Genomic DNA, 22,387 nt, shown 5'->3' with positions numbered 1-22,387 from the left:
CTCGCGGCCGGGCCGCCCGTCGGGCGGCCCTTCCGGGTCAGGCCGGGCGGGCGGCCACCGTGGCGTGCCGGTCCAGGAAGTCGGCGACGCCCGGGGTGCGGCGCCGGGAGCGCAGCGTCCGCGCCGTACCGGCCAGCATCGAGCGGATGCGCGCCGAGCCGACCTCGTCCAGAAGGCCCAGCACCCGCAGTCCGGCGGCGGCCGCCTCGTCGGGCGCGCCGCTGTCCGCCAGATCGCCCGCGAGCTCCGCGGTGTACAGCGCGGTGTTGCGCGTGAAGTGCGGTTCCTGGAGCGCCACCGCGCGGCGCGCGTGCTCCGTGGCGCGGCCGTGCTCACCCAGTGCCGACCAGCACTGCGCCTCCAGGCCCGCCAGCTCCGCCTCCCCGTAGAAGGACATCCACTCCGGGTCGGCGTCCGAGGGGCCGCGGGCGAAGAGCCGGTGCGCCCGCAGCAGTGCCTCCTCGCAGCCCGCCCGGTCACCGAGACCGGCCCAGCCGCCCGCCTCGCGCAGCGCCAGCAGGGACTGCAGCCGGCGGGAGGAGAGGTGCTTGGCGGCGTGCTGGGCCGCCTGTGCCGCGCGGACCGCCTCGCGGGGCCGGCCCGCGTCCCGGGCGAGGAACGCGGTGTTGCAGAAGGCGTGCGCCTCCAGGGCCGGGTCGCCCGCCACCCGGGCGGTGGCCAGCGCTTCCGCGTAGTGCGAGCGGGCGTCCCCGAAGCGGCCCGAGTCGTGGGCCAGCCAGCCCACGGAGATGGCCAGTTCGCCGGCGCCCGCGTGCAGCCGGTCGGTCACCGACTGGCGGTGGGCGCCGGCGTCAAGGAGCGCGTAGGCGGCGCGCAGCGGCTGGGCCGCCCTCCGGTAGATGCCCTCGGCGCCGTGCCGGTCGTCCAGCAGCCGGATGCGGCGGACCGCGTCCTCCACGGCGGCGGCCTCGGCTCTGCCCACCTGCCGCGCGCCCTTGGAGGGAGCGGCGCCTGACAGGCGGCCGGCGGTGGAACGCGGGTCGGGTGCGGTCCCGAGGGGCGCCAGGCCGGCGATCCCCAGGGCGGCGGCCGGGCCGCCGGTCATGAACGCGCGACGCAGCACGTCGCTCTCCTCGCAGCTCTGGATGGATGGGTCGCGGTGGTCGTCCGGCGCCGGAGGCGCGGTGCCCGCTTGCGCTCTCGCGCCCCGCCCGCGTACCCGTTCGCGGGGTGCGAACCCCATGTCGGCCGGTGTCAGGCCCGGAAACATGTGCCGGAACACCCGCTCGTAGGCGTAGTTGGGACACCGGATCTCGCCGGCCTCGACGCGCCCCACGTAGCGCGCGTCGCACGAGACCTGCTCGCCGATCTCACGGGCGGCCCGGCGTACGGCGGCCGCGAACTCACCGGGCGACAGCCGGCCGCGCAACTGCCTGAAGGCGGTGTTCGGGCGGGGCAGGACGTCGGTCACCGACGCTGACGGATCTGCTGGCGACGTCATGGCGGGCCCTCTCCAAGCCATCCGTGCGACGACGCCGCGCGCGGGCGGCGCGGCGGGCAACGACCGTACCGTCTGTGACGCCCGCGATACGGAGAGTTTGTTTACAAAAGGGATATCCCATGCGGCATCCGCCATGAAGTGCCATCCTTTACAGCGTTCTGACACCGTTGCTGTTGACGCCCTTCCGCGTTGCTCCAGGTGTAGGGAGCGGTGCGTCAGGAGGAGGGGTTTCCCGTGCTGGAAGCCGGCGTGGACAAAGGTGCCGTCGAGACCGCTTCGGGGCCGGTGGGCGCTTCCGCGGCCGGTGCGCCGCCCGGCGACCTGGACCTCGTCACGGTGCCGGCCCGGCAGGGCCTGGAGGCGGTGGACATCCTCCGGCTGCGGGACGGCGTCGGCCCGGTCCTGCACGACGGCGACTGCGACACCCTCGGTTTCCTGGTGCCGCCGGGCACGGCCGACGGCTGGGACCTGCCCGGCAGCGCCTGTACGCAGACGTACGGCGGCGGGCGCGCCAGCAGCCGGCGGGGCGCGGACGAGCCGCCGGTCGCGGGCACGGGCTGGCTGGTCCCCCCGGACGGCGCCTTCGTCGCGGCGACCGACCCCGTGGTGCTGCGCGCCGCGCTCGGCGAGGCGGCCCGCACGATCGAAGCCGTCGACCGCTGCCGCTGAGCGGCCCCCTACGGGGCCCGCGCCGGGCCTGACGCGTACGGGGGATACTGGCCCGATGGCGAGAAACAGGCGGGCGCGTGCGGCGCGGGAGCCGGTGACGGCGGAGGTCGCGGGGGGCCGGGCCGAGCTGCGGCCCGACCGGGACCGGCCGCGCGGCTGGACGCTGCTGATCGACGGCGCCCCGCAGTCCTTCGTGGACCTCGACGACCCGGCGTACCTGGACTTCGCCTACCAGCGGCGGCTCGGCCACATCGCCGACCTCGCGGCCCCGCCCGGCAAGCCGCTGCGCGTCCTGCACCTCGGCGGCGGCGCGCTCACCCTGGCGCGGTACGTCGCGGCGACCCGCGCCCGCTCCACGCAGCAGGTCGTGGAGATCGACGCGCCCCTCGTCCAGTTCGTGCGGGAGCAGCTGCCGCTGGACTCCGGGGCACGGGTCAAGGTGCGCGGCGGGGACGCCCGTGCCGGGCTCGCCAAGGTCCCGGACGGCTGGGCCGACCTGATCATCGCCGACGTGTTCGGTGGCGCCCGTACGCCCGCTCACCTGACCAGCACGGAGTTCGTCACGGAGGCGGCGCGGGCGCTGGCGCCCGGCGGCTGGTACGCGGCCAACCTCGCGGACGGCCCGCCGCTGGCCTTCGTACGCTCCCAGATCGCCACCGTGGGCGCGGTCTTCGGCGAGCTGTGCCTGACCGCGGCCCCGCCCGTACTGCGGGGCAAGCGCTTCGGCAACGCCGTACTGCTCGCGGCGGACGGCGCGCTGCCGGTCGCCGAGCTGACCCGGCGGGCCGCGACCGACCCGGAGTCCGGGCGGGTGGAACACGGCCGGGCGCTGCGGGACTTCGCCGGGGGCGCGGTGCCGGTCACGGACGCCACCGCGGTCGCCTCGCCCGCGCCGCCACCGGGCACCTTCGACTGAGAGCCGGTGTCCTCACCCCGGCCGGGCGCCCGCCGCCTGGCACTTCCCCCAGCTCTCGGCTTCGCTCGAGCAGGGGAGCCCCCATTCTCGCGGCGTTGGGGAGGCCCTGGTAGTTCCTCCCCCAAGGCCTTGAGGGCCAGGGAGGTGCTCCCTCGAGGGCTTCCAGCCGCCTTGCGATCGCACGCACCGGACGACGTGCGCTGATCCGACCAGGGTGATGACACGGGCTCTGAGCGCGCGGGCGGCTCCCGCTACCGCGCGTGGTTGTCCGTGGTGACGACCGGCGGATGGCCGTTCCAGGCGCAGATCACCGAGGTGCGGTCGTTGCCGCGGGCGAAGTCGACCCGGAGCCAGCCGTCCTGTTTCCACACCTGCATCTGCCAGCCGGGCTCCGGTGTCGCCGACACCAGTTCCGCCCGTGCCGCCTTCAGGTCCAGGACGACTCGGCCGCCGTCGGTGCGGTAGCCCTTGACCGTGCCCGCGTCCCCGTCCGTGGCCGGGGTGCTCGGGACGGCGGCGGAGCGGCTCGGCGCCGGGCTGCGCGGGGGAGCGGCCGGTTCCGCCGGCCGGCCGGTCTGCCGGGTGGAGGAGGGGGACGGCGTGCCGGAGGGCTTGGGGCGGTGGGTGGACGACGCGCGGGGTGTGGCGTCGCTCGGGGAGCCGGACTGTGCGCCGGGTGCGTTGTCGGAGAGGGGAAGCGCGCGCGGCGGGTCGTACGCCGTACCGGAGACCACGGTGTGCACGCCGAACCACGACAGCGTGACCGCGGCCCCGGTCGCCATCGTCCAGGCCGCCGCGTGAACCAGTCCTCGTCGCACGCGGGCCATACTGCACCACCCCGGCGCAGCGGACGAGGCGGTATCGGCGCCCGCACGGGAGCGGCCGCAGCCGGTACGGGACCGGGCCGCACGCCGTACGGAACGGACAGCGGGCGTCAATGGGCGGTCAGGAAGCGCACCCGAATGGCGTACGGTGCCGTCCCATGGCACGTGTGCTCGTGGTCGAGGACGACCAGTTCGTCCGCTCGGCCCTCATCCGGCATCTGTCCGACGCCGCCCACACCGTGCGCAGCGTCGGCACCGCCCTGGAGGCGCTGCGCGAAGTGGCCCAGGTCGGCTTCGACGTGGTCGTCCTCGACCTCGGGCTGCCCGACCTGGACGGCCGCGAGGCGCTGAAGATGCTGCGCGGCATCACCGACGTCCCGGTGATCGTCGCCACCGCGCGGGACGACGAGGCGGAGATCGTCCGGCTGCTCAACGACGGCGCCGACGACTACCTCACCAAGCCGTTCTCCGTGGAGCACCTGTCGGCGCGGATGGCCGCCGTACTGCGCCGCGCCCACGGGCCCGGCGGCGGGCCGCCGCCCTCCCGGGTGCTCCAGGTCGGCGGCCTGACCGTCGACCCGCTGCGCCGCCAGGCCGAACTGGACGGCACGCCGCTGGACCTGACCCGCCGCGAGTTCGACCTGCTGGCCTTCCTGGCCGGGCGGCCCGGCGTGGTCGTGGCCCGCAAGGAACTGCTCGCCGAGGTGTGGCAGCAGTCCTACGGCGACGACCAGACCATCGACGTCCATCTGTCCTGGCTGCGCCGCAAGCTCGGCGAGACCGCCGCCAGCCCCCGCTACCTGCACACCCTGCGCGGCGTCGGCGTGAAGCTGGAGCCCCCGCAGTGAGACCGGTGGCGGGCCGCGGGGCGGCGTCGTGAGATGGGCCCTGGTCAAGGTCGCCCTCGCCGTCACCGCCATGGTGGTGATCGCCTTCGCCGTCCCCCTCGGACTCGTCGTCAAGGAGCTGGCCCGGGACCGTGCCTTCGCCAACGCCGAGCGGCAGGCCGCCGCGATCGGCCCGGTGCTCGCCATCACCACCGACCGTGCCGCGCTGACCCGCGCCGTCGCCAGCGCCGAGACCGGGCCCGGCGGCCAGCTCGGCGTGCACGTACCGGCCACGGACCGGGGCGGCGCGCCCGCGGTGATCGGCGCGGGCCGGGCGAAGGCGGCCGAGGTGGCGCGCGCCGCCCGGTACGGCCGGGCCTCCGTCGCCACCGTCCGCGGCGGCTCCTCGCTGCTCCAGCCCACCGCCGTCGCCTCCGGCACCGCCGTGGTCGAGGTCTTCGTCCCCGAGGACGCGGTCACCAACGGCGTGACGACCTCCTGGGCGCTGCTCGCCGGGGTCGGCCTCGCCCTGATCGTCGGCTCGGTCGCGGTCGCCGACCGGCTCGGTACGCGGCTGGTGCGGCCCGCCGAGCGGCTCGCGGGCGCCGCGCTCGACCTCGGCGACGGCAAGCTGGGCGTACGGGTCCTGGAGGACGGCCCGAAGGAGCTCCGGTCGGCGGCCGTGGCCTTCAACTCCATGGCCGACCAGGTCGTCCAGCTGCTGGCCAACGAACGCGAGCTGGCCGCCGACCTCAGCCACCGGCTCCGCACCCCGCTGACCGTGCTGCGGCTGAACGCGGCCTCGCTCGGCGAAGGACCGGCCGCCGAGCACACCCGGGCCGCCGTCGCCCAGCTGGAGCGCGAGGTCGACCAGATCATCCGGACCGCGCGCGAGCAGCAGACGCCGAACCGGCAGGCGGCAGCGGCGGCCGGGTGCGACGCGGCCGAGGTGATCCGGGAGCGGATGGGCTTCTGGTCGGCGCTCGCCGAGGACGAGGGGCGCACCGTACGGGTGGCGGGCGCCGACCGTCCCGTACGCGTCCCCGTCGCACGCCCCGACCTGGCCGCCGCGCTGGACGGGCTGCTCGGCAACGTCTTCCGGCACACGCCCGAAGGCACCGCGTTCGCCGTGGACGTGCACAACGCCGAGGACGCGGTGATCGTGCTGGTCTCGGACGCGGGGCCCGGCATCGCCGACCCGGCCGCGGCGCTGCGCCGCGGCCACGGTGACGGCGGCGACGGCTCGACCGGGCTCGGCCTGGACATCGTCCGGCGCCTCGCGGAGTCCACCGGCGGCGACGTCCGCATCGGCCGGTCGGTCCTGGGCGGTACCGAGGTACGCGTCTGGCTCGCCCTGGACGGCCGCCGCGGCCCGCGGACGGGCCGCCGCCACCGGGCCCGCCGCCGCCTGGGCCGGCTCCACCGCCGCATCCCCGTGGCCCGGCGCTGAGCCCCGCCCGACCCGACGGCCGGGTTCCGCTTAACCCCTCCCTTTCGGTTCCTTAAGCGGGCCATAAGTTCGCCGACGGGCGTGCGGAACCTGCCGATTGTCCGTTTCCCGGTCGCTAGCGTGCGGGACGCCACCCCCCACGACATGACAGGCAGGACCAGATGAATTCTCCGGCACACCGCCGCCGTACGAGCCGCACGCTGAAGCTGATCGGCGCCGGGGCCGCAGCGGCGCTGGCGGTCGGCGGCGGGTTCGCCGTCGCCGGCTCGGCCCAGGCGAGCAAGGCCGGCCCGGCCGGACAGGCCGCCGCGGGCGGCGCGTTCGCCCCGTACGTCGACACCTCGCTCAGCCCCGCGTACGACCTCGTGGACACGGCGGAGAAGACCGGTGTGAAGACCTTCCACCTCGCCTTCGTCACCTCCGGCGGCGGCTGCGACCCCAAGTGGGGCGGCAGCGGCCCCCTGGACGGTGACCCGGTCGCCGAGCAGATACCGGAGCTGCGCGCCCAAGGCGGCGACGTACGCGTCTCGTTCGGCGGCGCGGCCGGGTCGGAGCTGGGGCTCGCCTGCAAGTCCGCGGACGAACTGGCCGCCGCCTACGGCAAGGTCGTCGACGCGTACGACCTGAAGAAGGCCGACTTCGACATCGAGGGCGGCGCGCTGCCGGACGCCGCGGCCAACACCCGCCGCGCGCAGGCCATCGCCAAGCTCCAGAAGGACCACCCGGACCTGGACGTCTCCTTCACCCTCCCCGTCATGCCCGAGGGCCTGACCCAGGACGGCGTGCGCCTCCTCGCGGACGCGGAGAAGAACGGCGTCGAGATCTCCGCCGTCAACATCATGGCGATGGACTACGGCGCCTCCTACGACGGCGACATGGGGAAGTACGCGATCCAGGCCGCCACCGCCACCCAGAAGCAGGTCAAGGACGCACTCGGGCTGAGCGACGACGAGGCCTGGAAGACGGTCGCGGTGACCCCGATGATCGGCGTCAACGACGTCGCGACCGAGACCTTCACGCTCGACGACGCGAAGGAGCTGGCGGACTTCGCCGCCGCCCGGCACCTCGCCTGGCTGTCCATGTGGTCCAGCACCCGCGACAAGGCCTGCGAGGGCGGCGCGTCCGGCACCGCCCAGCCGACCTGCAGCGGCGTCGGGCAGCAGCCGCTGGACTTCACCAAGGCCCTGGGCGCGTACCAGGGCTGACCACGGCCCCCCCACGGAACCACCTCCACCAGCGGGGCGCAGCGGCCTCCCACCCCCCCCACAACCGCTGCGCCCCGCTTCCGTCCCGTCCGCCCCACACCGAACCGGTGGCGCTTTCCGCCGTTGCGTCGTGTTCCGCTGTGTAATGGCGGGAAACATTCGCGGCCGGGAGTCCGGAGGCAGCCATGGCAGCGGCAGGGCGCGGTGGTCGGCGCGGCGGACGCCCCACGCTCGAAGAGGTGGCGGCGCGTGCGGGCGTCGGCCGGGGCACGGTGTCCAGGGTGGTCAACGGCTCGCCCCGGGTGAGCCCCCGCACCCGCGCCGTGGTCGAGCGGGCCATCGCCGAGCTGGGGTACGTGCCGCACGGCGCGGCCCGCGCGCTGGCCGCCGACCGGACCGACGCCGTCGCGCTGGTCATCCCCGAGCCGGAGACCCGGCTCTTCGCCGAGCCGTACTTCTCCGGGATCATCCGCGGGGTCGGCGCCGGGCTCGCCGACACCGACCTCCAGCTGCTGCTGATCCTCGTCCGTACTCCGAAGGAGCGGGAGCGGCTGGGCCAGTACCTCGCCGCGCACCGCGTGGACGGCGTGCTGCTGGTCTCCGTGCACCAGGACGACCCGCTGCCCGACCTGCTCTCCCGGCTGGAGCTGCCCGCGGTGCTCAGCGGCCGCCGCTCGGCCCGCGAGACCGTGCCGTACGTCGACTCCGACAACGCCGGCGGGGCCCGGGCCGCCGTCCGGCACCTCCTGGAGCGCGGCCGGCGGGTGATCGCCACGATCACCGGCCCGCCGGACATGTACGCCGCGCAGTGCCGGCTGGCCGGCTACCGGGAGGCGCTCGCCGACGCCGGGCACGACCCGGACGAGGCGCTGATCGTCCCGGCGGACTTCACCGAGGACGGCGGGCGGCGCGCCACGGCCGCGCTGCTGGACCGCCGCCCGGACGTGGACGCGGTCTTCGCGGCCTCGGACGTGATGGCGGCCGGGGCGCTGACGGCGCTGCGGGAGCGCGGGCGGCGGGTGCCGGCGGACGTGGCGCTGGTCGGGTTCGACGACTCGGCCGTGGCCCGCCATCTGGATCCGCCGCTGACCAGCGTGCGGCAGCCGATCGAGGAGATGGGCCGGGCCATGGCGCGAGTGCTGGTCGAGGAGCTGGGCGAACGCTCCCGGGAACGTCCGCAGCACGTCCTGCCGACGGAGCTGGTGGTACGGGAGTCCTCGTGACCGCCGGCTCGTACGGTCACGTCGTGCCGCCGCGCACGCCCTCCCGGAAGGCGATCGGCGTGCTCCCCGTCCGGTGCAGGAAGTACTTGCTGAAGTTCGTCGCGTCCTCGAAACCGAGGCGGCGGGCGATCCGGGCCGCCGGCAGATCTCCGTGCGCGAGCAGCCGCTTGGCCTCCAGCACCACCCTGCGGTCGATGAACTCCTTCGCCCCGACCCCGGCGGCGGCCTCCGTCGCACGGGAGAGGGTACGCGGCGAATAGCCCAGCGTACGGGCGTAGTCGGCGACCCGGCGGCTGGCCGCGAAGTCCCGCTCGACGGCGTCCCGGAAGCGCAGGAACGTCGCCGTCGCCGCGCAGTCCCCGGCGTCGTCCGCCGGGTCCCGCACCAAGTGCGCCGCGCGCAGCACCAGTACCGACAGCAGGTGCCGCAGCACGTCCAGATGGGCCTCCAGCGGCAGGCCGCACAGCGCGCCGAACTCGCGGTGCAGATGGTCCAGCGCGGTCCGCGCGGCCGTCCCGGCGGCCTCGTCCGGACGGCGCACGGCCGGGCCGTACCAGTCCTCCAGCCGGGCGGCGGTGGCCGTCGCCGGGTCCAGGAAGCCGGCCTCGAAGAGCACGAGGACGCCCTCGGCGGCCGTCAGGTCGCCGAAGTGCTGGACCTGGCCGGGCCGTACCCACAGCCAGTCACCCGGCCGCAGGCCGTACTCGCGGAAGTCGACGGTGTGGGACAGCCGGCCCGCGTCCAGCGCGAGGAGGTGGTGGAAGCCGGGGCGGTGCGGCACGGTCAGCGCGCAGGCGTCGGCCCGCGCGCGCAGCTCGGCGAGTGTCAGGACCTCCACGCCCGCGGGCCGCCCGGCCGGCGCCGAGAACGGCACCGCCGGGATGTCCTCCGGATGCTCACTCGCCCGCATGTCGCATTTTCACCATCGCTCGTCCCGCGCCTACCCCGGAATGACCTTCTTCCGTGCCTAGCGTAGAAGACATCGCCCCGCGCGATGACGGAAAACGGAAACCCCAACCCTGTCCGGACCGGCACGACCGTACGGTCCGTCGGAGGAGCACCCCATGTCCAAGATCGCCCTCTTCGGTGCCAACGGCACCATCGGCAGCCGCGTCCTCGACGAGGCGCTGGACCGCGGCCACGAGGTCACCGCGGTCGTCCGGGACCCCGCGAAGCTCACCCGGTCGCACCCGAAGCTCACCGTGACCGCCGGCGACGTCCTCGACCCGGACGCCGTGACCGCGGCCGCCCAGGGCCAGGACGTAGTGATCAGCGCGGTCGGCGGCGGTGACGGCCCGGGCCACCTCGCCACCATCCAGCCCTCCGCCGAGTCCCTGGTGGCCGGGCTGCGGAAGCTGGGCGCCGACGCGCCGCGGCTGATCGCGGTCGGCGGCGCCGGCTCGCTGCGCACGCCCGACGGCAAGCAGGTCTGGGACGCCGAGGGGCTGCCGGAGTTCCTGCTGCAGATCATGCACGCGCACGGCGACGCGCTGGACTTCTACCGCACCGTCACCGATGTGCGCTGGACCAACCTCAGCCCCGCTGCCCTGATCGAGCCCGGCACCCGCACGGGTGACTACCGCACCGCCCTCGACGACCTGGTCACCGCGGCGGACGGCAGCAGCAGGATCTCCGCCGAGGACTACGCGGTCGCCCTCCTCGACGAGGTGGAGCAGCCCCGCCACATCGGCGAGCGCTTCACCGTCGGCTACTGAGCCGGACGCGAAGAAGGCCCGGACGCGAAGAAGGCCCGGTCCGCTTTCGCGGACCGGGCCTTCCCGTTGGGGTGAGTAACGGGACTTGAACCCGCGACATCCTGGACCACAACCAGGTGCTCTACCAGCTGAGCTATACCCACCATGACCGGTGCTGTGTGGTGTCTTGTTCCCCACCGGCTGAAGAAAAGTGTACAGGGTCCGAAGGGGTGCTCGCTCCCGGCTTTCCCCCTGCCCGGGAGCGAGCTACGTCACTGTTCGCCCGCGCGCTGCGCCGCGGGGGTCTCCGCGGGCAGTACGTGCTTGGCCGCGATCGCCTTCGCGGTGTCGGAGTCGGGCCCCGGCTGCGGCACGAAGACCGCCTCCCGGTAGTACCGCAGCTCCGCGATCGACTCACGGATGTCGGCGAGCGCCCGGTGGTTGCCGTTCTTCTCCGGGCTGTTGAAGTACGCCCTCGGGTACCAGCGCCGCGCCAGCTCCTTCACCGACGAGACATCGACGATCCGGTAGTGGAGGTAGTCCTCCAGCTCCGGCATGTCACGCAGCAGGAAGCCGCGGTCGGTGCCGACGGAGTTGCCGCACAGCGGGGCCTTGCCCGGCTCCGGTACGTGGCTCCTGACGTAGTCCATGACCTGCCGCTCGGCGTCGGCGAGGGTCGTCCCGCCGGCCAGCTCCGCGAGCAGTCCCGAGGCGGTGTGCATCTCGCGCACCACCTCGGGCATGGTCTCCAGGGCCTCGGCGGGGGGACGGATGACGATGTCCACCCCCTCGCCGAGGATGTTCAGCTCCGAGTCGGTGACCAGTGCGGCCACCTCGATGAGCGCGTCGTTCGCCAGCGAGAGCCCCGTCATCTCGCAGTCGATCCACACCATGCGATCGTTCATGGCTCTCACCCTACGGGGCGCTCCCGCTGGCCGGGCAGCACCGGGCGTCCGGTGGCACGGCCCACGGGATGCTCCCCGAGCCGGGACGCGTACGCGTCCGACTCCGGCTTGCCCGCTTCATGGGCGCCCAGTGGACCCCCCTGACCCGGTACCGGGGCGTGGGCCCCGAAGCGCTCGGCCGCCGGGGTCCCCGTGCGGTCCAGGCGCTCCGGCCGGTCGGCCGAGCGGACCGCGGATCCTGGTGGCTCCGCGGTGCCGTTCTGTGGCCGCCGGGCGCGGTAGGCCGCCCGGTAGGCCGCGGGGGAGGACCCCAGCTGCCGCCGGAAGTGACCACGCAGAGCGACGGGGGAGCGGAAGCCGCAGCGGCCCGCCACCTCGTCCACCGAGTAGTCCGACGTCTCCAGCAGCCGCTGCGCCTGCAGTACGCGCTGAGTGATCAGCCACTGCAGGGGAGCGCTCCCAGTGAGTGAGCGGAACCGGCGGTCGAACGTCCGGCGGCTCATGTAAGCGCGCGCGGCGAGCGTCTCCACGTCGAACTGCTCGTGGAGGTGCTCCAGCGCCCAGGCGACGACCTCGGCGAGCGGGTCGGCGCCGATCTCCTCCGGTAATGACCTGTCGAGGTATCGCTGGTGCCCCAGCTCCGACGCGGTGCGCCGGGGCGGCACGACCAGCCGGCGGGCGAGCGCGTTGGCCGCGTCGGCGCCGTGGTCGGTCCGCACGATGTGGAGGCACAGGTCGATACCGGCTGCCGTGCCCGCCGACGTCAGGACGTCACCGTCGTCGACGAACAGTTCGCGTGGATCGACATGGACGGACGGGTAACGCTTCGCGAGCGTCGGTGCGTACATCCAGTGGGTGGTCGCCGGACGGCCGTCCAGCAGCCCTGCGGCCGCCAGTACGAACGCGCCCGTGCACAGCCCGACGATGCGGGCCCCTTCTTCGTGCGCGCGCCGGAGTGCGTCCAGCGCGGCAGGTGGTGGCGCCTGGGTGATCGAACGCCAGGCGGGTACCACGACGGTACCTGCCCGGGAGATCGCTTCCAGGCCGTATGGAGCGGAAAGCTCCAGTCCGCCGGTCGTGCGCAAAGGCGCATCTTCGCCCGCGCACACAAGCAACCGGTACCGCGGCACGCCCGCGTCCTGGCGGTCGATGCCAAATACCGAGAGCGGAATGGAGCTCTCGAAAATGGGGCCGCCACTGAAGAGGAGCACCGCGACTACTTCGCGGCGTCGTCGGGCGGCGAGCTTGCGTGCGGCATCTGGTACGGCAGCGGAGTCCTGGCTCATGGCACTAAGCCCCCCTCGGTCGTCTCGCCCTCTCGGTCCTGCACTGTTCCCCCGCCGTGATTGCCAAGATCGAATCTACTGTGTCCCGTGAGGATGGAGTGCCAAGTTCACCACCTGCTGGTAAGTCGATATGGCAACTTGGCGCGAAGCATTCGATCACGAAGCGTTCCACTCGTGGGCCTCGGTGGGAAGTACGCCTCCCGCCCCTGCCCGTCCGTCGTAGGGCACAACCACGCCGTGCGGTCCTTTCCGTCCTGTTCAAAGGCCGGTTGGGGGTCGCTTTTGCCAAGGGATGTAACCGGGGTCGAAGTTGGCTGAAAAGGGTCGCGGGCACCTGTGCGGGCACCCCCGGACTCGCGCGGGAGCGCCTCAATCCCCCGGCGTGCGCCCCCCTCCGTGGCGTCCGCCCCGGTGCGCCCCCAGACCCGTCCTGCCGTGCCGTCCGCGGTGCACTGAGACCCGTTCGACGGCCAGCCGGGCTGCGGTCCGCTCGGACTGCCGCAGCAGCGCCCGGCAGGCGCACGTGACCGCCGCGAGACCGGCGGCGGTGCCGGCCGCCCCGGCGAGGGACGAACCGCACACGAGGAGGACAAGTGGAACCAGTGCGCAGCTGAACGCGCCCCAGCGGACCACGTCGCTCACGGGGTCCCCGGGCGGGTGAGGCGTACCGGGCAAGGGGGGCTCCTTCCGAGTGATCCGCACCGACCGCGCGGACCACTGGAACAACGCGGGCGGCCACGGGGAGTCACCACGAGAGGTACGGACGGAGCAGGGGTGTCCGTACCGGAGTGCCGGCATCCGTATGCAGGCGCTGCGGGCCATTGCCAACGGCGCGACGCTCCGGCATGCTCCGGGGAACGTTCGGGGGCGCTGTCCGGTCAAAAGGGACAAGCGCCGTTTACGGAGACTCTGGGCAGGGGAGGAGTGGCGCCGTACTCTTGGGGTAAGGGGTTGGGAAGATGATTCCCGGCCGTATTGTTCGGCATTGAACCATCGCCGTCGCCCCGCTCTCCGCCCAGCTCAGTCAACTGCCCGAACAAGTCAATCGCCGTTCCCCTCCGCCTCTGGGTACGAGGGCTCCCTTCGCCGAGACACTCATGGCCGGTCACGAATTCCCCGAACCCGCGGACCGCAAGCAGGTCGCCGATCCGATGGCGGACCTCCAAGCGGCGGAACAGTCACGCCACTCCTGCGACCCCGCCTTCCAGCACGGTGTGGTGGTGGGCTTCGACGGCTCGGTCTCCAGCGAGCGCGCCCTGGCCTACGCCATCGGCATGGCCCGGCGCTCCGGCTCCGGCCTGATCATCGTCCATGTCGCCAACCGGCTCCCGACGACCGTCTGGGCGGGCTGCGAACCGCCCGTCTTCGTCGACGTCCCCGACCACCGTACGGAGGTCCTGGGGCTGGAGCTGGCCTGCGCCGACCACCTCTCCGAGCTCTCCTGGATCCTCGTCGAGCGGGGCGGTGACATCTGCCACGAACTGGAGGAGGTCGGCCGGGAGTACGCGGCCGACGCCATCGTGGTCGGCTCCACGCACGGCATCGTCGGGCGGATCTTCGGATCGGTCGCCGGACGGCTCGCCCGTCGCGCGCAGCGTCCGGTGATCGTCGTTCCGTGACGGCGGGCGACCGTCATCGCCGTACGTATTCGGCCTCATCCCCGCGTCCACACCGTGCGGTCACCTCGACGTGACGAACTGTCATACCTCGTTCGTAGTCGACAAATCTACTGACTCGTAGAGGTGGGTTGTGCGCTTGTGAGGGGTACAAACCCTTCACACAGCGTGCTGCCGCCCGGGTGTGACGGTTCCCGGGAAGGCGGCATCACTGCCGGCGTTAGGGCGACGCCGGCACCGGTGAGGTGGACCCCCGTTCGTATGGTGGCGCGACCAGGGGTCCACCTCACACACGTCGCCCTACTCCACCGTCACCGACTTGGCCAGGTTGCGGGGCTTGTCGATGTCGCGGCCCAGCGTCAGGGCCGTGTGATACGCGAGGAGTTGGAGGGGGATGCCCATGAGGATGGGGTCGAGCTCGGGCTCGTTCTTCGGTACCACGATCGTGTGGTCCGCCTTCTCCTGCTCCGCGTGCGCGACGGCGAGGATGCGGCCGCTGCGGGCCTTGATCTCCTCCATCGCCGCGCGGTTCTTCTCCAGCAGGTCGTCGTCGGGGACGATCGCGACGGTCGGCATGGCCGGCTCGATGAGCGCCAGCGGGCCGTGCTTGAGCTCGGAGGCCGGGTACGCCTCGGCGTGGATGTAGGAGACCTCCTTGAGCTTCAGCGAGGCCTCACGCGCCACCGGGTAGCCGCGGACCCGGCCGATGAACATCATCGACTTCGCATCCGCATACAGTTCGGCGAGCTTCTTGATCTCCGCCTCGTTCTCCAGGATCTCGGTGATCTGCTCGGGCAGCCGGCGCAGTCCGTCGATGATCCGCTTGCCGTCCGCCACGGACAGGTCGCGGATGCGGCCCAGGTGCAGCGCGAGCAGCGCGAAGGAGACCACCATGTTGGTGAAGCACTTGGTGGAGACGACGCAGACCTCCGGACCCGCGTGCACGTAGATGCCGCCGTCGGTCTCCCGCGCGATCGCCGAGCCGACCACGTTCACCAGGCCCAGCACCCGCGCACCCTTGCGCTTGAGCTCCTGGACGGCGGCGAGCACGTCATAGGTCTCACCGGACTGCGAGACCGCGACGTAGAGCGTGTCGGGGTCCACGACCGGGTTGCGGTACCGGAACTCGGAGGCCGGCTCGGCGTCCGAGGGGATGCGCGCCAGCTCCTCGATCATCTGCGCGCCGATCTGGCCCGCGTGGTACGAGGTGCCGCAGCCCAGGATCTTGACCCGGCGGACACCCCGCGCCTCGCGCGCGTCCAGGTTGAGGCCGCCCAGGTGCACGGTGGAGAAGCGGTCGTCGATCCGGCCGCGCAGCGCGCGGTCCACCGCGTCCGCCTGCTCGGAGATCTCCTTGTGCATGTACGTGTCGTGCGCGCCCATGTCGTAGGACTCGGCGGCGTACTCGACGGTCTCCGGGGAGGACGTCGTGCGCGAGCCCTCGGTGGTGTACGTGCGGTAGTCGTCGGCCTTGAGCGTGGCCATCTCGCCGTCGTCGAGGGTGACGACCTGGCGGGTGTGCGAGACGAGGGCCGCCACGTCGGAGGAGACGAACATCTCCTTCTCGCCGATGCCCAGGACGACCGGGGAGCCGTTGCGCGCGACCACGATGCGGTCGGCGAAGTCGGCGTGCAGCACGGCGATGCCGTACGTGCCCTCGATGTGCCGCAGCGCCTCGCGGACCTTCTCCTCCAGCGTGCCGGCCTCGGAGCGGCCGATCAGGTGGGCGAGGACCTCGGTGTCGGTCTCGGAGGCGAACTCCACGCCCTCGGCGGTGAGGCGGGCGCGCAGGTCGGCGGCGTTGTCGATGATGCCGTTGTGGACGAGCGCGACCTTGCCCTCGGCGTCGGTGTGCGGGTGGGCGTTCTCGTCGTTGGGCGCGCCGTGGGTGGCCCAGCGGGTGTGCGCGATGCCGGTGGTACCGGCGAAGCGCTTCGGCAGGCGCGACTCCAGCTCCCGCACCCGGCCCTTGGCCTTGGCGGTCTTCAGCCCGCCGGTCTTGCCGGAGGCGTGGAGGGCGATGCCGGCGGAGTCGTAACCGCGGTACTCCAGACGCTGCAGCCCTTCCAGGAGCAGCGGAGCGACATCACGCTTCCCGATATATCCGACGATTCCGCACATGAATGGACCCTCCCTGATCGTTGGTTCGTGGTGCCCTTGGCTGCTTCAGCCGTAGACGAGGCGGCGCAGCTGACGTATCGAGAGCTCGGGCGGTGCCACGGCGCGGTGCGGCAGCTCGTGGGCGATCCGCTCGAAGATCGCGTCGTTGCGCAGGCCCTGTCCCTGCAGTTCGCGGTGTCTGCGGCGGACGAACGCCTCGGTCGTCTCGTCGAAGAACGCGAGCACGTCCTGGATCACCCGGACGGCCTCGCCGCGCTGCAGCGGCGTACTGCGTACCAGGTGTTCCACAAGGTCCTCGTGGGACGGACGACGATCGAGCACGCGTCGATACTGCGGTGCCGGACGCACTTTCGCAAGAAATCTGCCCGCTTTCGGGCAAGCGGCGGTTCAGGTGGCTGAGTATTGGTCTACACCTTGACCCTTCGTGTGGCGCACGGTACGCAAGGTGAGCGTTCGGTTGCTCCATGCCATGCACGACGTCATGTCATGCACGAAGCTCGCCGAAGGGATCATCCGTGTCACTCGTGAGACCGCACAGGCTGTTCTGTTCCCTCCTCCTGGTGGCCGCGGCCGGCCTGGGCACGGCGGGCGCCGCGCCCGCCGCCGCGCGGCCCGTCGACCCCGTGCCCCTGGACCGCGTGGTCCCCGCCCCGGTCTCGGTACGGCCGGCCCCGGGCGCACACCGCCTCACGGACCGGACCGCCATCCGGGTCCCCGGGGCCACCGGTGAGACGAAGCGGGTCGCCGGCTACCTGGCGGACCTGCTGCGGCCGTCGACCGGTTACAAGCTGCCCGTCACGGCCAAGGGGGGCGGCGACGGCATCGTGCTCGAGCTCGGCGCCAAGGGGGTGGGCCCGGAGGGCTACCGGCTCACCGTCACCGGCCGTGCCGTCACCCTCAGCGCGGCCCGCCCGGCCGGCCTCTTCCACGGCGTCCAGACGCTGCGCCAGCTGCTGCCCGCGGCGGCGGAGCGGCGTACGGCGCAGCCCGGCCCCTGGGTCATCGCCGCCGGAACGATCACCGACACCCCGCGCTACGCGTACCGCAGCGCGATGCTGGACGTCTCCCGCCACTTCTTCTCCGTGGAGAAGGTCAAGCGCTACATCGACCAGCTCGCCCTCTACAAGATCAACAAGCTGCACCTGCATCTCTCCGACGACCAGGGCTGGCGCATCGCCGTCGACTCCTGGCCCCGGCTCACCACCTACGGCGGCTCCACGCAGGTCGGCGGCGGACCCGGCGGCTTCTACACCAAGGCCGACTACAAGGAGATCGTCCGGTACGCGCAGAGCCGCTACCTCACCGTCGTCCCCGAGATCGACATGCCGGGCCACACCAACGCGGCCCTCGCCTCGTACGCCGAGCTGAACTGCGACGGCGTGGCGCCGCCTCTCTACACCGGCACCGAGGTCGGCTTCAGCTCCCTCTGCGTGCCGAAGCCGGTGACGTACGACTTCGTGGACGACGTCATCCGCGAGCTGGCGGCCATGACCCCCGGCCCGTACCTCCACATCGGCGGCGACGAGGCCCACTCCACCAGTCACGAGGACTACGTCACCTTCATGGACAAGGTGCAGCCGGTCGTCGCGAAGTACGGCAAGACGGTGATCGGCTGGCACCAGCTGACCGGCGCGACGCCGGCCGAGGGCGCGGTGGCGCAGTACTGGGGCTATGACGCGACCGGTGCCGCCGAGCGGGCGCAGGTGGCGGACGCCGCGAAGAAGGGCACGAAGCTGGTGCTGTCGCCCGCCGACCGGTCCTACCTCGACATGAAGTACACCAAGGACACCGAACTCGGTCTGAGCTGGGCCGGGTACGTGGAGACGCGGCGCTCCTACGACTGGGACCCCGGCAGCTACCTCGCGGGCGCGCCGGCCGACTCCGTCCTCGGCGTGGAGGCCCCCCTGTGGTCCGAGACGCTCTCCGAGAGCGACCAGGTCGAGTACATGGCGTTCCCGCGGCTGCCGGGGATCGCGGAGCTGGGGTGGTCGCCCGCGCGTACGCACGACTGGGACCGGTACAAGGTGCGGCTCGCGTCCCAGGGCCCGCGCTGGGACGCGATGGGCATCACCTACTACCGGTCGCCGCAGGTGCCGTGGCCCGCGGGGTGACGGTCACATCCCCAGTTCCCGCGCGATCAGCATGCGCTGGACCTCGCTCGTCCCCTCGCCGATCTCCAGAATCTTGGAGTCGCGCCACATGCGGGCGACCGGGTACTCGTTCATGAAGCCGTAGCCGCCGTGGATCTGGGTGGCCTCGCGGGCGTTGGTGACCGCGATCTCCGAGGAGTACAGCTTCGCCAGCGCGGCCTCCTTCTTGAAGCGCTCGCCGTGGACCAGGCGGGAGGCCGCGTCACGCCAGGCCAGCCGGGAGGTGTGGGCGCGCATCTCCATGTCGGCGATCTTGAACTGTATGGCCTGGTTCTCCCCGATCGGGCGCCCGAAGGACTTCCGTTCCTTCGCGTACGCCAGCGACTCGTCCACACAGCCCTGCGCGAGCCCGGTGGCCAGCGCGGCGATCGCGATCCGGCCCTCGTCCAGGATGCGCAGGAACTGGGCGTAGCCGCGGCCCTCCTCACCCAGCAGGTTGGCGGCCGGGACGCGGACGTCGGAGAAGGACAGCTCGCGGGTGTCGGAGGCGTTCCAGCCGACCTTGGAGTACGGGGCCGCGACCGTGAAGCCGGGGGTGCCGGCCGGCACGATGATCGCGGAGATCAGCGGCCTGCCGTCCTCTCTGCGGCCGGTGACGGCCGTGACGGTGACCAGCCCCGTGATGTCCGTGCCCGAGTTGGTGATGAAGCACTTGCTGCCGTTGATCACCCATTCGTCGGTCGCCGCGTCGAGCCGGGCGGTGGTCTTCGTGCCGCCCGCGTCGGACCCGGCCTCCGGCTCGGTCAGCCCGAACGCGCCCAGCATCTCGCCCGAGCAGAGCTTCGGCAGCCAGGTCCGCTTCTGCTCCTCCGTGCCGAAGTGGTACAGCGGCATGGCGCCGAGCGAGACGCCTGCCTCCAGGGTGATCGCCACGGAGGAGTCGACCCGGGCCAGCTCCTCCAGGGCGATGCCGAGCGCGAGGTAGTCGCCGCCCATGCCGCCGTACTCCTCGGGGAACGGCAGCCCGAAGAGGCCCATCCGGCCCATCTCGCGCACGATCTCGTAAGGGAACTGGTGGTTCTCGTAGAACTCGCCGATCTTCGGCGCGACGACGTCGTGGGCGAACGCCTCGACCGTCGTGCGCAGTTCCGTAAGTTCCGAGGGGAGGCGGTGGTCCAGGGACATGGGGTCACTCCTTGTGGGAGTCGAGGGAGGAGGAGAGGGCGCGTACCGTGCGGGACGGGCTCGGCCGGCCCAGCCGCTCCGCCATCCACACGCTGGTGGCGGTCAGCCGGTCCAGGTCGACCCCGGTCTCGATGCCGAGGCCCTGGAGCATCCACACCAGGTCTTCCGTGGCGAGGTTGCCGGTGGCGCTCTTCGCGTACGGGCAGCCGCCCAGGCCGCCCGCCGAGGCGTCGACGGTGGTGACGCCGTGCTGCAGCGCGGCCAGGGTGTTGGCCAGCGCCTGTCCGTAGGTGTCGTGGAAGTGGACACCGAGCACGTCCGTGCCGACGCCCGCTTCGTTCAGCGCGGTGAGCAGGGCGGTGACGTGTCCGGGCGTGGCGACGCCGATGGTGTCGCCCAGGCTCAGTTCGTCGCAGCCCTGGTCCAGCAGCGCCCGGCAGACCCGTACGACCTGGGGGACCGGCACCGGGCCCTCCCAGGGGTCGCCGAAGCACATGGAGAGGTAGCCGCGTACATGCGCGCCCGCCTCCTTGGCGCGGGCGACGACCGGTGCGAACATCGCCAGCGCCGCGTCCACCGTGCGGTTGAGGTTGGCCTTGGCGAAGGACTCGGTGGCGCTGCCGAAGACCGCGATCCGGTCCGCGCCCAGGGCCAGCGCCCGGTCCAGGCCGCGTTCGTTCGGCACGAGGACCGGGAGCCGCGCGTCGAGCTCGCTCACCATCGGGAACAGCCGCTCCGCGTCGGCCAGTTGGGGCACCCACTCGGGGTGCACGAAGCTGGTCGCCTCGATGGTGTCCAGGCCCGCGTCCGCGAGGCGGCGGATGAACTCCGCCTTGACCTCGGTCGGGACCACGGCCTGCTCGTTCTGCAGCCCGTCCCGCGCGCCGACCTCGTGGATGCGGACCCGGGCGGGCAGCCCGTGGACCGGTACGGACATGGGCAGTCCCGGTGTCATCGCTGGTCGTCCTCCGGCTCGTCGGGGGTGATCACGGCCAGCACCTGGTCCATGGCGACCGTGCTGCCCGGCGTCACGTCGAGTTCGGCGACGGTGCCGGCGTGCGGCGCGGAGATGACGTGCTCCATCTTCATCGCCTCCACCACCAGCAGGCCCTGCCCCGCGGTGACGTGGTCGCCGACCGCGGCCTTGACCACCGTGACCGTGCCGGGCATCGGGGCGGTGAGGGAGTCGGCGCCGTACGCCCCGGCCGCGCCGCCGAGCGTGGCCGCCACCGGGTCGTGGTCCTGGACGTGCCAGGCGTCGCCGTCCCGGCCGAGCCAGTCCCCGGCCCGTACGAAGGTGTGGCGTACGCCGTCGACGGTGACGGTCACCCGGTCAGCGGTGACCTGGCCGCTGCCCGAGACGCGTACCGGCTCCTGGCCCGGCACCCGCAGCCAGAAGGCGGGCGGGGCCGGCTCGCCGCCCAGCCGCCAGCCGCTCGGCACGGAGAACGGGTCGGTCCAGCCCTCGCCCGACGGCTCCAGCGCCGCCGCGCGCACCGCGGCGCCGGCCGCGTACACCTCCTCCGGCACGTCCTGGCTCACCAGGCCGTCCGCCTCGCGCTCCACCAGCCCGGTGTCCAGCTCCCCGGCCGCGACGGCCGGGTGGGCCAGCAGCCTGCGCAGGAAGCCGGTGTTGGTGGGCACGCCGAGGATGACCGTGCCGGCGAGCGCGGCCCGCAGCTTGCGGAGCGCGGTCGCGCGGTCCGGGCCGTACGCGATGACCTTGGACAGCATCGGGTCGTACAGCGAGCCGACCTCCGCGCCCTCCGAGAGCCCGGAGTCGGTCCGTACCCCGTCGCCCTGCGGCTCGTGCAGCGCCAGGACCGTGCCGCCGGAGGGCAGGAAGCCGCGCGCCCCCTCTTTGATGGATACGGTCTCGGCGCAGATCCGGGCCTCGATCGCGTGTCCGGTGAGGGCGATGTCGTCCTGGGCGTAGGGCAGTTCCGCGCCCGCGGCGACCCGCAGCTGCCACTCGACCAGGTCCAGGCCGGTGACCAGCTCGGTGACCGGGTGCTCGACCTGGAGGCGGGTGTTCATCTCCATGAAGTAGTACGAGGACGGATCGTCGCCGGGGACGATGAACTCGACGGTGCCCGCGCCCACGTAGCCGCACGAGCGGGCCGCCTCGACGGCCGCGGCGCCCATCGACGCCCGGGTCGCCTCGTCCAGCAGGACGCTCGGCGCCTCCTCGATGATCTTCTGGTGGCGGCGCTGGAGGGAGCACTCGCGCTCCCCGAGGTGGACGACGTTGCCGTGGCCGTCGGCGAGCACCTGGATCTCGATGTGCCGGGGGCGGTCCACCCAGCGCTCCACCAGCAGGGTGTCGTCCCCGAAGGAGCCGCGGGCCTCGCGCCGGGCCGCCGCGATCTCATCCGCGAGCAGCGCCTCGTCGCGGACCAGACGCATGCCCTTGCCGCCGCCGCCCGCCGACGGCTTCAGCAGCACCGGCATGCCGATCTCCCGGGCGGCGGCGGACAGTTCGTCGTCGCTCAGGCCGCTGCCCGAGGAGCCCGGTACGACGGGCACGCCCGCGGTCCGCACCGTCTCCTTCGCGCGGATCTTGTCGCCCATCAGCTCGATGGCGTCGGCGGACGGGCCGATGAAGACCAGGCCCGCTGCCGTGACCGCGCGGGCGAACCCGGCGTTCTCGGCGAGGAAGCCGTAGCCGGGGTGGATCGCCTCGGCGCCGCTGCGGGCCGCCGCTTCGAGGAGGCGCTCCACGGAGAGGTAGCTCTCGGTCGCGGGCGGGGGACCGATGCGTACGGCAGTGTCCGCCTCGCGGACGTGCCGGGCCTCGGCGTCCGCGTCGCTGAAGACGGCGACCGAGCGGATGCCCAGGGAGCGGAGGGTGCGGATGACGCGGACCGCGATCTCGCCGCGGTTGGCGACCAGGACTGTGCTGAACATGGTGGAG

At 72.9% G+C, this 22,387-nt stretch carries 19 protein-coding genes, 1 tRNA gene and 1 pseudogene; 9 read left to right on the top strand and 12 right to left on the bottom strand.

Translation table 11 applies throughout. The features are described from left to right. Window positions 1-37: 37 nt before the first annotated feature. On the bottom strand, window positions 38-1,462 hold the full coding sequence (locus AAC944_RS14225) for an NsdA family TPR-like regulatory protein (protein ID WP_037772139.1): 1,425 nt from the start codon (window positions 1,460-1,462) through the stop codon (window positions 38-40). 234 nt (window positions 1,463-1,696) lie between these two features. Here AAC944_RS14225 and AAC944_RS14220 point away from each other — a divergent pair, with 234 nt between their 5' ends. Together AAC944_RS14220 and AAC944_RS14215 are read left to right on the top strand one after the other, a co-directional pair. Next, the gene (locus AAC944_RS14220) at window positions 1,697-2,131 is read left to right on the top strand and encodes a hypothetical protein (protein ID WP_438272800.1); all 435 of its coding nucleotides are present in this window, start codon (window positions 1,697-1,699) and stop codon (window positions 2,129-2,131) included. Window positions 2,132-2,186: 55 nt separating this feature from the next. Then, window positions 2,187-3,047 (top strand): spermidine synthase, encoded by an 861-nt coding sequence (locus AAC944_RS14215; RefSeq protein WP_030614127.1) that lies wholly within the window; start codon window positions 2,187-2,189, stop codon window positions 3,045-3,047. Window positions 3,048-3,298: 251 nt separating this feature from the next. Here AAC944_RS14215 and AAC944_RS14210 read toward each other — a convergent pair whose 3' ends face one another. Beyond that, a complete protein-coding gene (locus AAC944_RS14210; protein ID WP_196942983.1) occupies window positions 3,299-3,874 on the bottom strand; it encodes a hypothetical protein in 576 nt (191 codons plus the stop codon). 155 nt (window positions 3,875-4,029) lie between these two features. Here AAC944_RS14210 and AAC944_RS14205 point away from each other — a divergent pair, with 155 nt between their 5' ends. The 4 genes and pseudogenes from AAC944_RS14205 to AAC944_RS14190 all read left to right on the top strand — a co-directional run bounded on the left by AAC944_RS14205 (window position 4,030) and on the right by AAC944_RS14190 (window position 8,576). Continuing rightward, window positions 4,030-4,719, top strand: a complete 690-nt coding sequence (locus AAC944_RS14205) for a response regulator transcription factor (RefSeq protein WP_030614122.1) — start codon at window positions 4,030-4,032, stop codon at window positions 4,717-4,719. Between the two features lie 28 nt (window positions 4,720-4,747). After that, complete coding sequence (locus tag AAC944_RS14200) at window positions 4,748-6,148, top strand: ATP-binding protein (RefSeq protein ID WP_030614119.1); 1,401 nt, start codon at window positions 4,748-4,750, stop codon at window positions 6,146-6,148. 311 nt (window positions 6,149-6,459) lie between these two features. Continuing rightward, window positions 6,460-7,353 (top strand): annotated as a pseudogene (locus AAC944_RS14195) (chitinase); the annotation flags it as partial. A 185-nt stretch (window positions 7,354-7,538) separates the two neighbouring features. Then, window positions 7,539-8,576 (top strand): LacI family DNA-binding transcriptional regulator, encoded by a 1,038-nt coding sequence (locus AAC944_RS14190; RefSeq protein WP_030614111.1) that lies wholly within the window; start codon window positions 7,539-7,541, stop codon window positions 8,574-8,576. 16 nt (window positions 8,577-8,592) lie between these two features. Here the strand turns inward: AAC944_RS14190 and AAC944_RS14185 are convergent, their stop codons facing one another. Then, window positions 8,593-9,486 (bottom strand): helix-turn-helix domain-containing protein, encoded by an 894-nt coding sequence (locus tag AAC944_RS14185; protein WP_030614108.1) that lies wholly within the window; start codon window positions 9,484-9,486, stop codon window positions 8,593-8,595. 154 nt (window positions 9,487-9,640) lie between these two features. Between AAC944_RS14185 and AAC944_RS14180 the strand changes: the two genes are divergently transcribed. Then, window positions 9,641-10,291: an NAD(P)-dependent oxidoreductase gene (locus tag AAC944_RS14180; protein ID WP_030614105.1), complete on the top strand. Its 651-nt coding sequence runs from the start codon at window positions 9,641-9,643 to the stop codon at window positions 10,289-10,291. A 67-nt stretch (window positions 10,292-10,358) separates the two neighbouring features. Here AAC944_RS14180 and AAC944_RS14175 read toward each other — a convergent pair. The 4 genes from AAC944_RS14175 to AAC944_RS14160 all read right to left on the bottom strand — a co-directional run bounded on the left by AAC944_RS14175 (window position 10,359) and on the right by AAC944_RS14160 (window position 13,103). Further along, window positions 10,359-10,434, bottom strand: a tRNA-His gene (locus AAC944_RS14175). 108 nt (window positions 10,435-10,542) lie between these two features. Continuing rightward, entirely contained in the window at window positions 10,543-11,175 is a 633-nt protein-coding gene (gene orn, locus AAC944_RS14170; RefSeq protein WP_030614102.1) for an oligoribonuclease, read from the bottom strand. A 5-nt stretch (window positions 11,176-11,180) separates the two neighbouring features. Beyond that, complete coding sequence (locus tag AAC944_RS14165) at window positions 11,181-12,461, bottom strand: GlxA family transcriptional regulator (protein WP_030614099.1); 1,281 nt, start codon at window positions 12,459-12,461, stop codon at window positions 11,181-11,183. A gap of 369 nt (window positions 12,462-12,830) precedes the next feature. After that, on the bottom strand, window positions 12,831-13,103 hold the full coding sequence (locus tag AAC944_RS14160) for a hypothetical protein (protein WP_368397275.1): 273 nt from the start codon (window positions 13,101-13,103) through the stop codon (window positions 12,831-12,833). 455 nt (window positions 13,104-13,558) lie between these two features. On the opposite strand from AAC944_RS14160, the gene AAC944_RS14155 reads away from it, so the two are divergent. Next, window positions 13,559-14,080 carry a universal stress protein gene (locus AAC944_RS14155; RefSeq protein ID WP_030614096.1) on the top strand — a complete coding sequence of 174 codons (522 nt, stop codon included), beginning with the start codon at window positions 13,559-13,561 and terminating at the stop codon, window positions 14,078-14,080. Window positions 14,081-14,377: 297 nt separating this feature from the next. On the opposite strand, the gene glmS is transcribed toward AAC944_RS14155, so the two are convergent. Both glmS and AAC944_RS14145 read right to left on the bottom strand, forming a co-directional pair. After that, a complete protein-coding gene (gene glmS, locus AAC944_RS14150; protein WP_030614093.1) occupies window positions 14,378-16,198 on the bottom strand; it encodes a glutamine--fructose-6-phosphate transaminase (isomerizing) in 1,821 nt (606 codons plus the stop codon). Window positions 16,199-16,243: 45 nt separating this feature from the next. Next, window positions 16,244-16,519, bottom strand: a complete 276-nt coding sequence (locus tag AAC944_RS14145; protein WP_030614090.1) for a hypothetical protein — start codon at window positions 16,517-16,519, stop codon at window positions 16,244-16,246. Window positions 16,520-16,722: 203 nt separating this feature from the next. On the opposite strand from AAC944_RS14145, the gene AAC944_RS14140 reads away from it, so the two are divergent. After that, window positions 16,723-18,309 (top strand): beta-N-acetylhexosaminidase, encoded by a 1,587-nt coding sequence (locus AAC944_RS14140; RefSeq protein ID WP_030614088.1) that lies wholly within the window; start codon window positions 16,723-16,725, stop codon window positions 18,307-18,309. A 3-nt stretch (window positions 18,310-18,312) separates the two neighbouring features. Here AAC944_RS14140 and AAC944_RS14135 read toward each other — a convergent pair whose 3' ends face one another. Genes AAC944_RS14135 through AAC944_RS14125 form a run of 3 tightly spaced genes read right to left on the bottom strand, consistent with a single transcriptional unit; the run spans window position 18,313 to window position 22,380 of the window. Continuing rightward, a complete protein-coding gene (locus AAC944_RS14135; RefSeq protein WP_037772161.1) occupies window positions 18,313-19,467 on the bottom strand; it encodes an acyl-CoA dehydrogenase family protein in 1,155 nt (384 codons plus the stop codon). A 10-nt stretch (window positions 19,468-19,477) separates the two neighbouring features. Beyond that, the gene (locus AAC944_RS14130) at window positions 19,478-20,428 is read right to left on the bottom strand and encodes a hydroxymethylglutaryl-CoA lyase (RefSeq protein WP_030614082.1); all 951 of its coding nucleotides are present in this window, start codon (window positions 20,426-20,428) and stop codon (window positions 19,478-19,480) included. Then, the gene (locus AAC944_RS14125) at window positions 20,425-22,380 is read right to left on the bottom strand and encodes an ATP-binding protein (protein WP_030614079.1); all 1,956 of its coding nucleotides are present in this window, start codon (window positions 22,378-22,380) and stop codon (window positions 20,425-20,427) included. Before AAC944_RS14125 ends, AAC944_RS14130 begins: the two co-directional genes overlap by 4 nt. Window positions 22,381-22,387: the final 7 nt, after the last annotated feature.

Source organism: Streptomyces sclerotialus, from assembly GCF_040907265.1.
Lineage (GTDB): Bacteria > Actinomycetota > Actinomycetes > Streptomycetales > Streptomycetaceae > Streptomyces > Streptomyces sclerotialus.
This window is presented reverse-complemented; position numbering and strand designations above follow the sequence as displayed.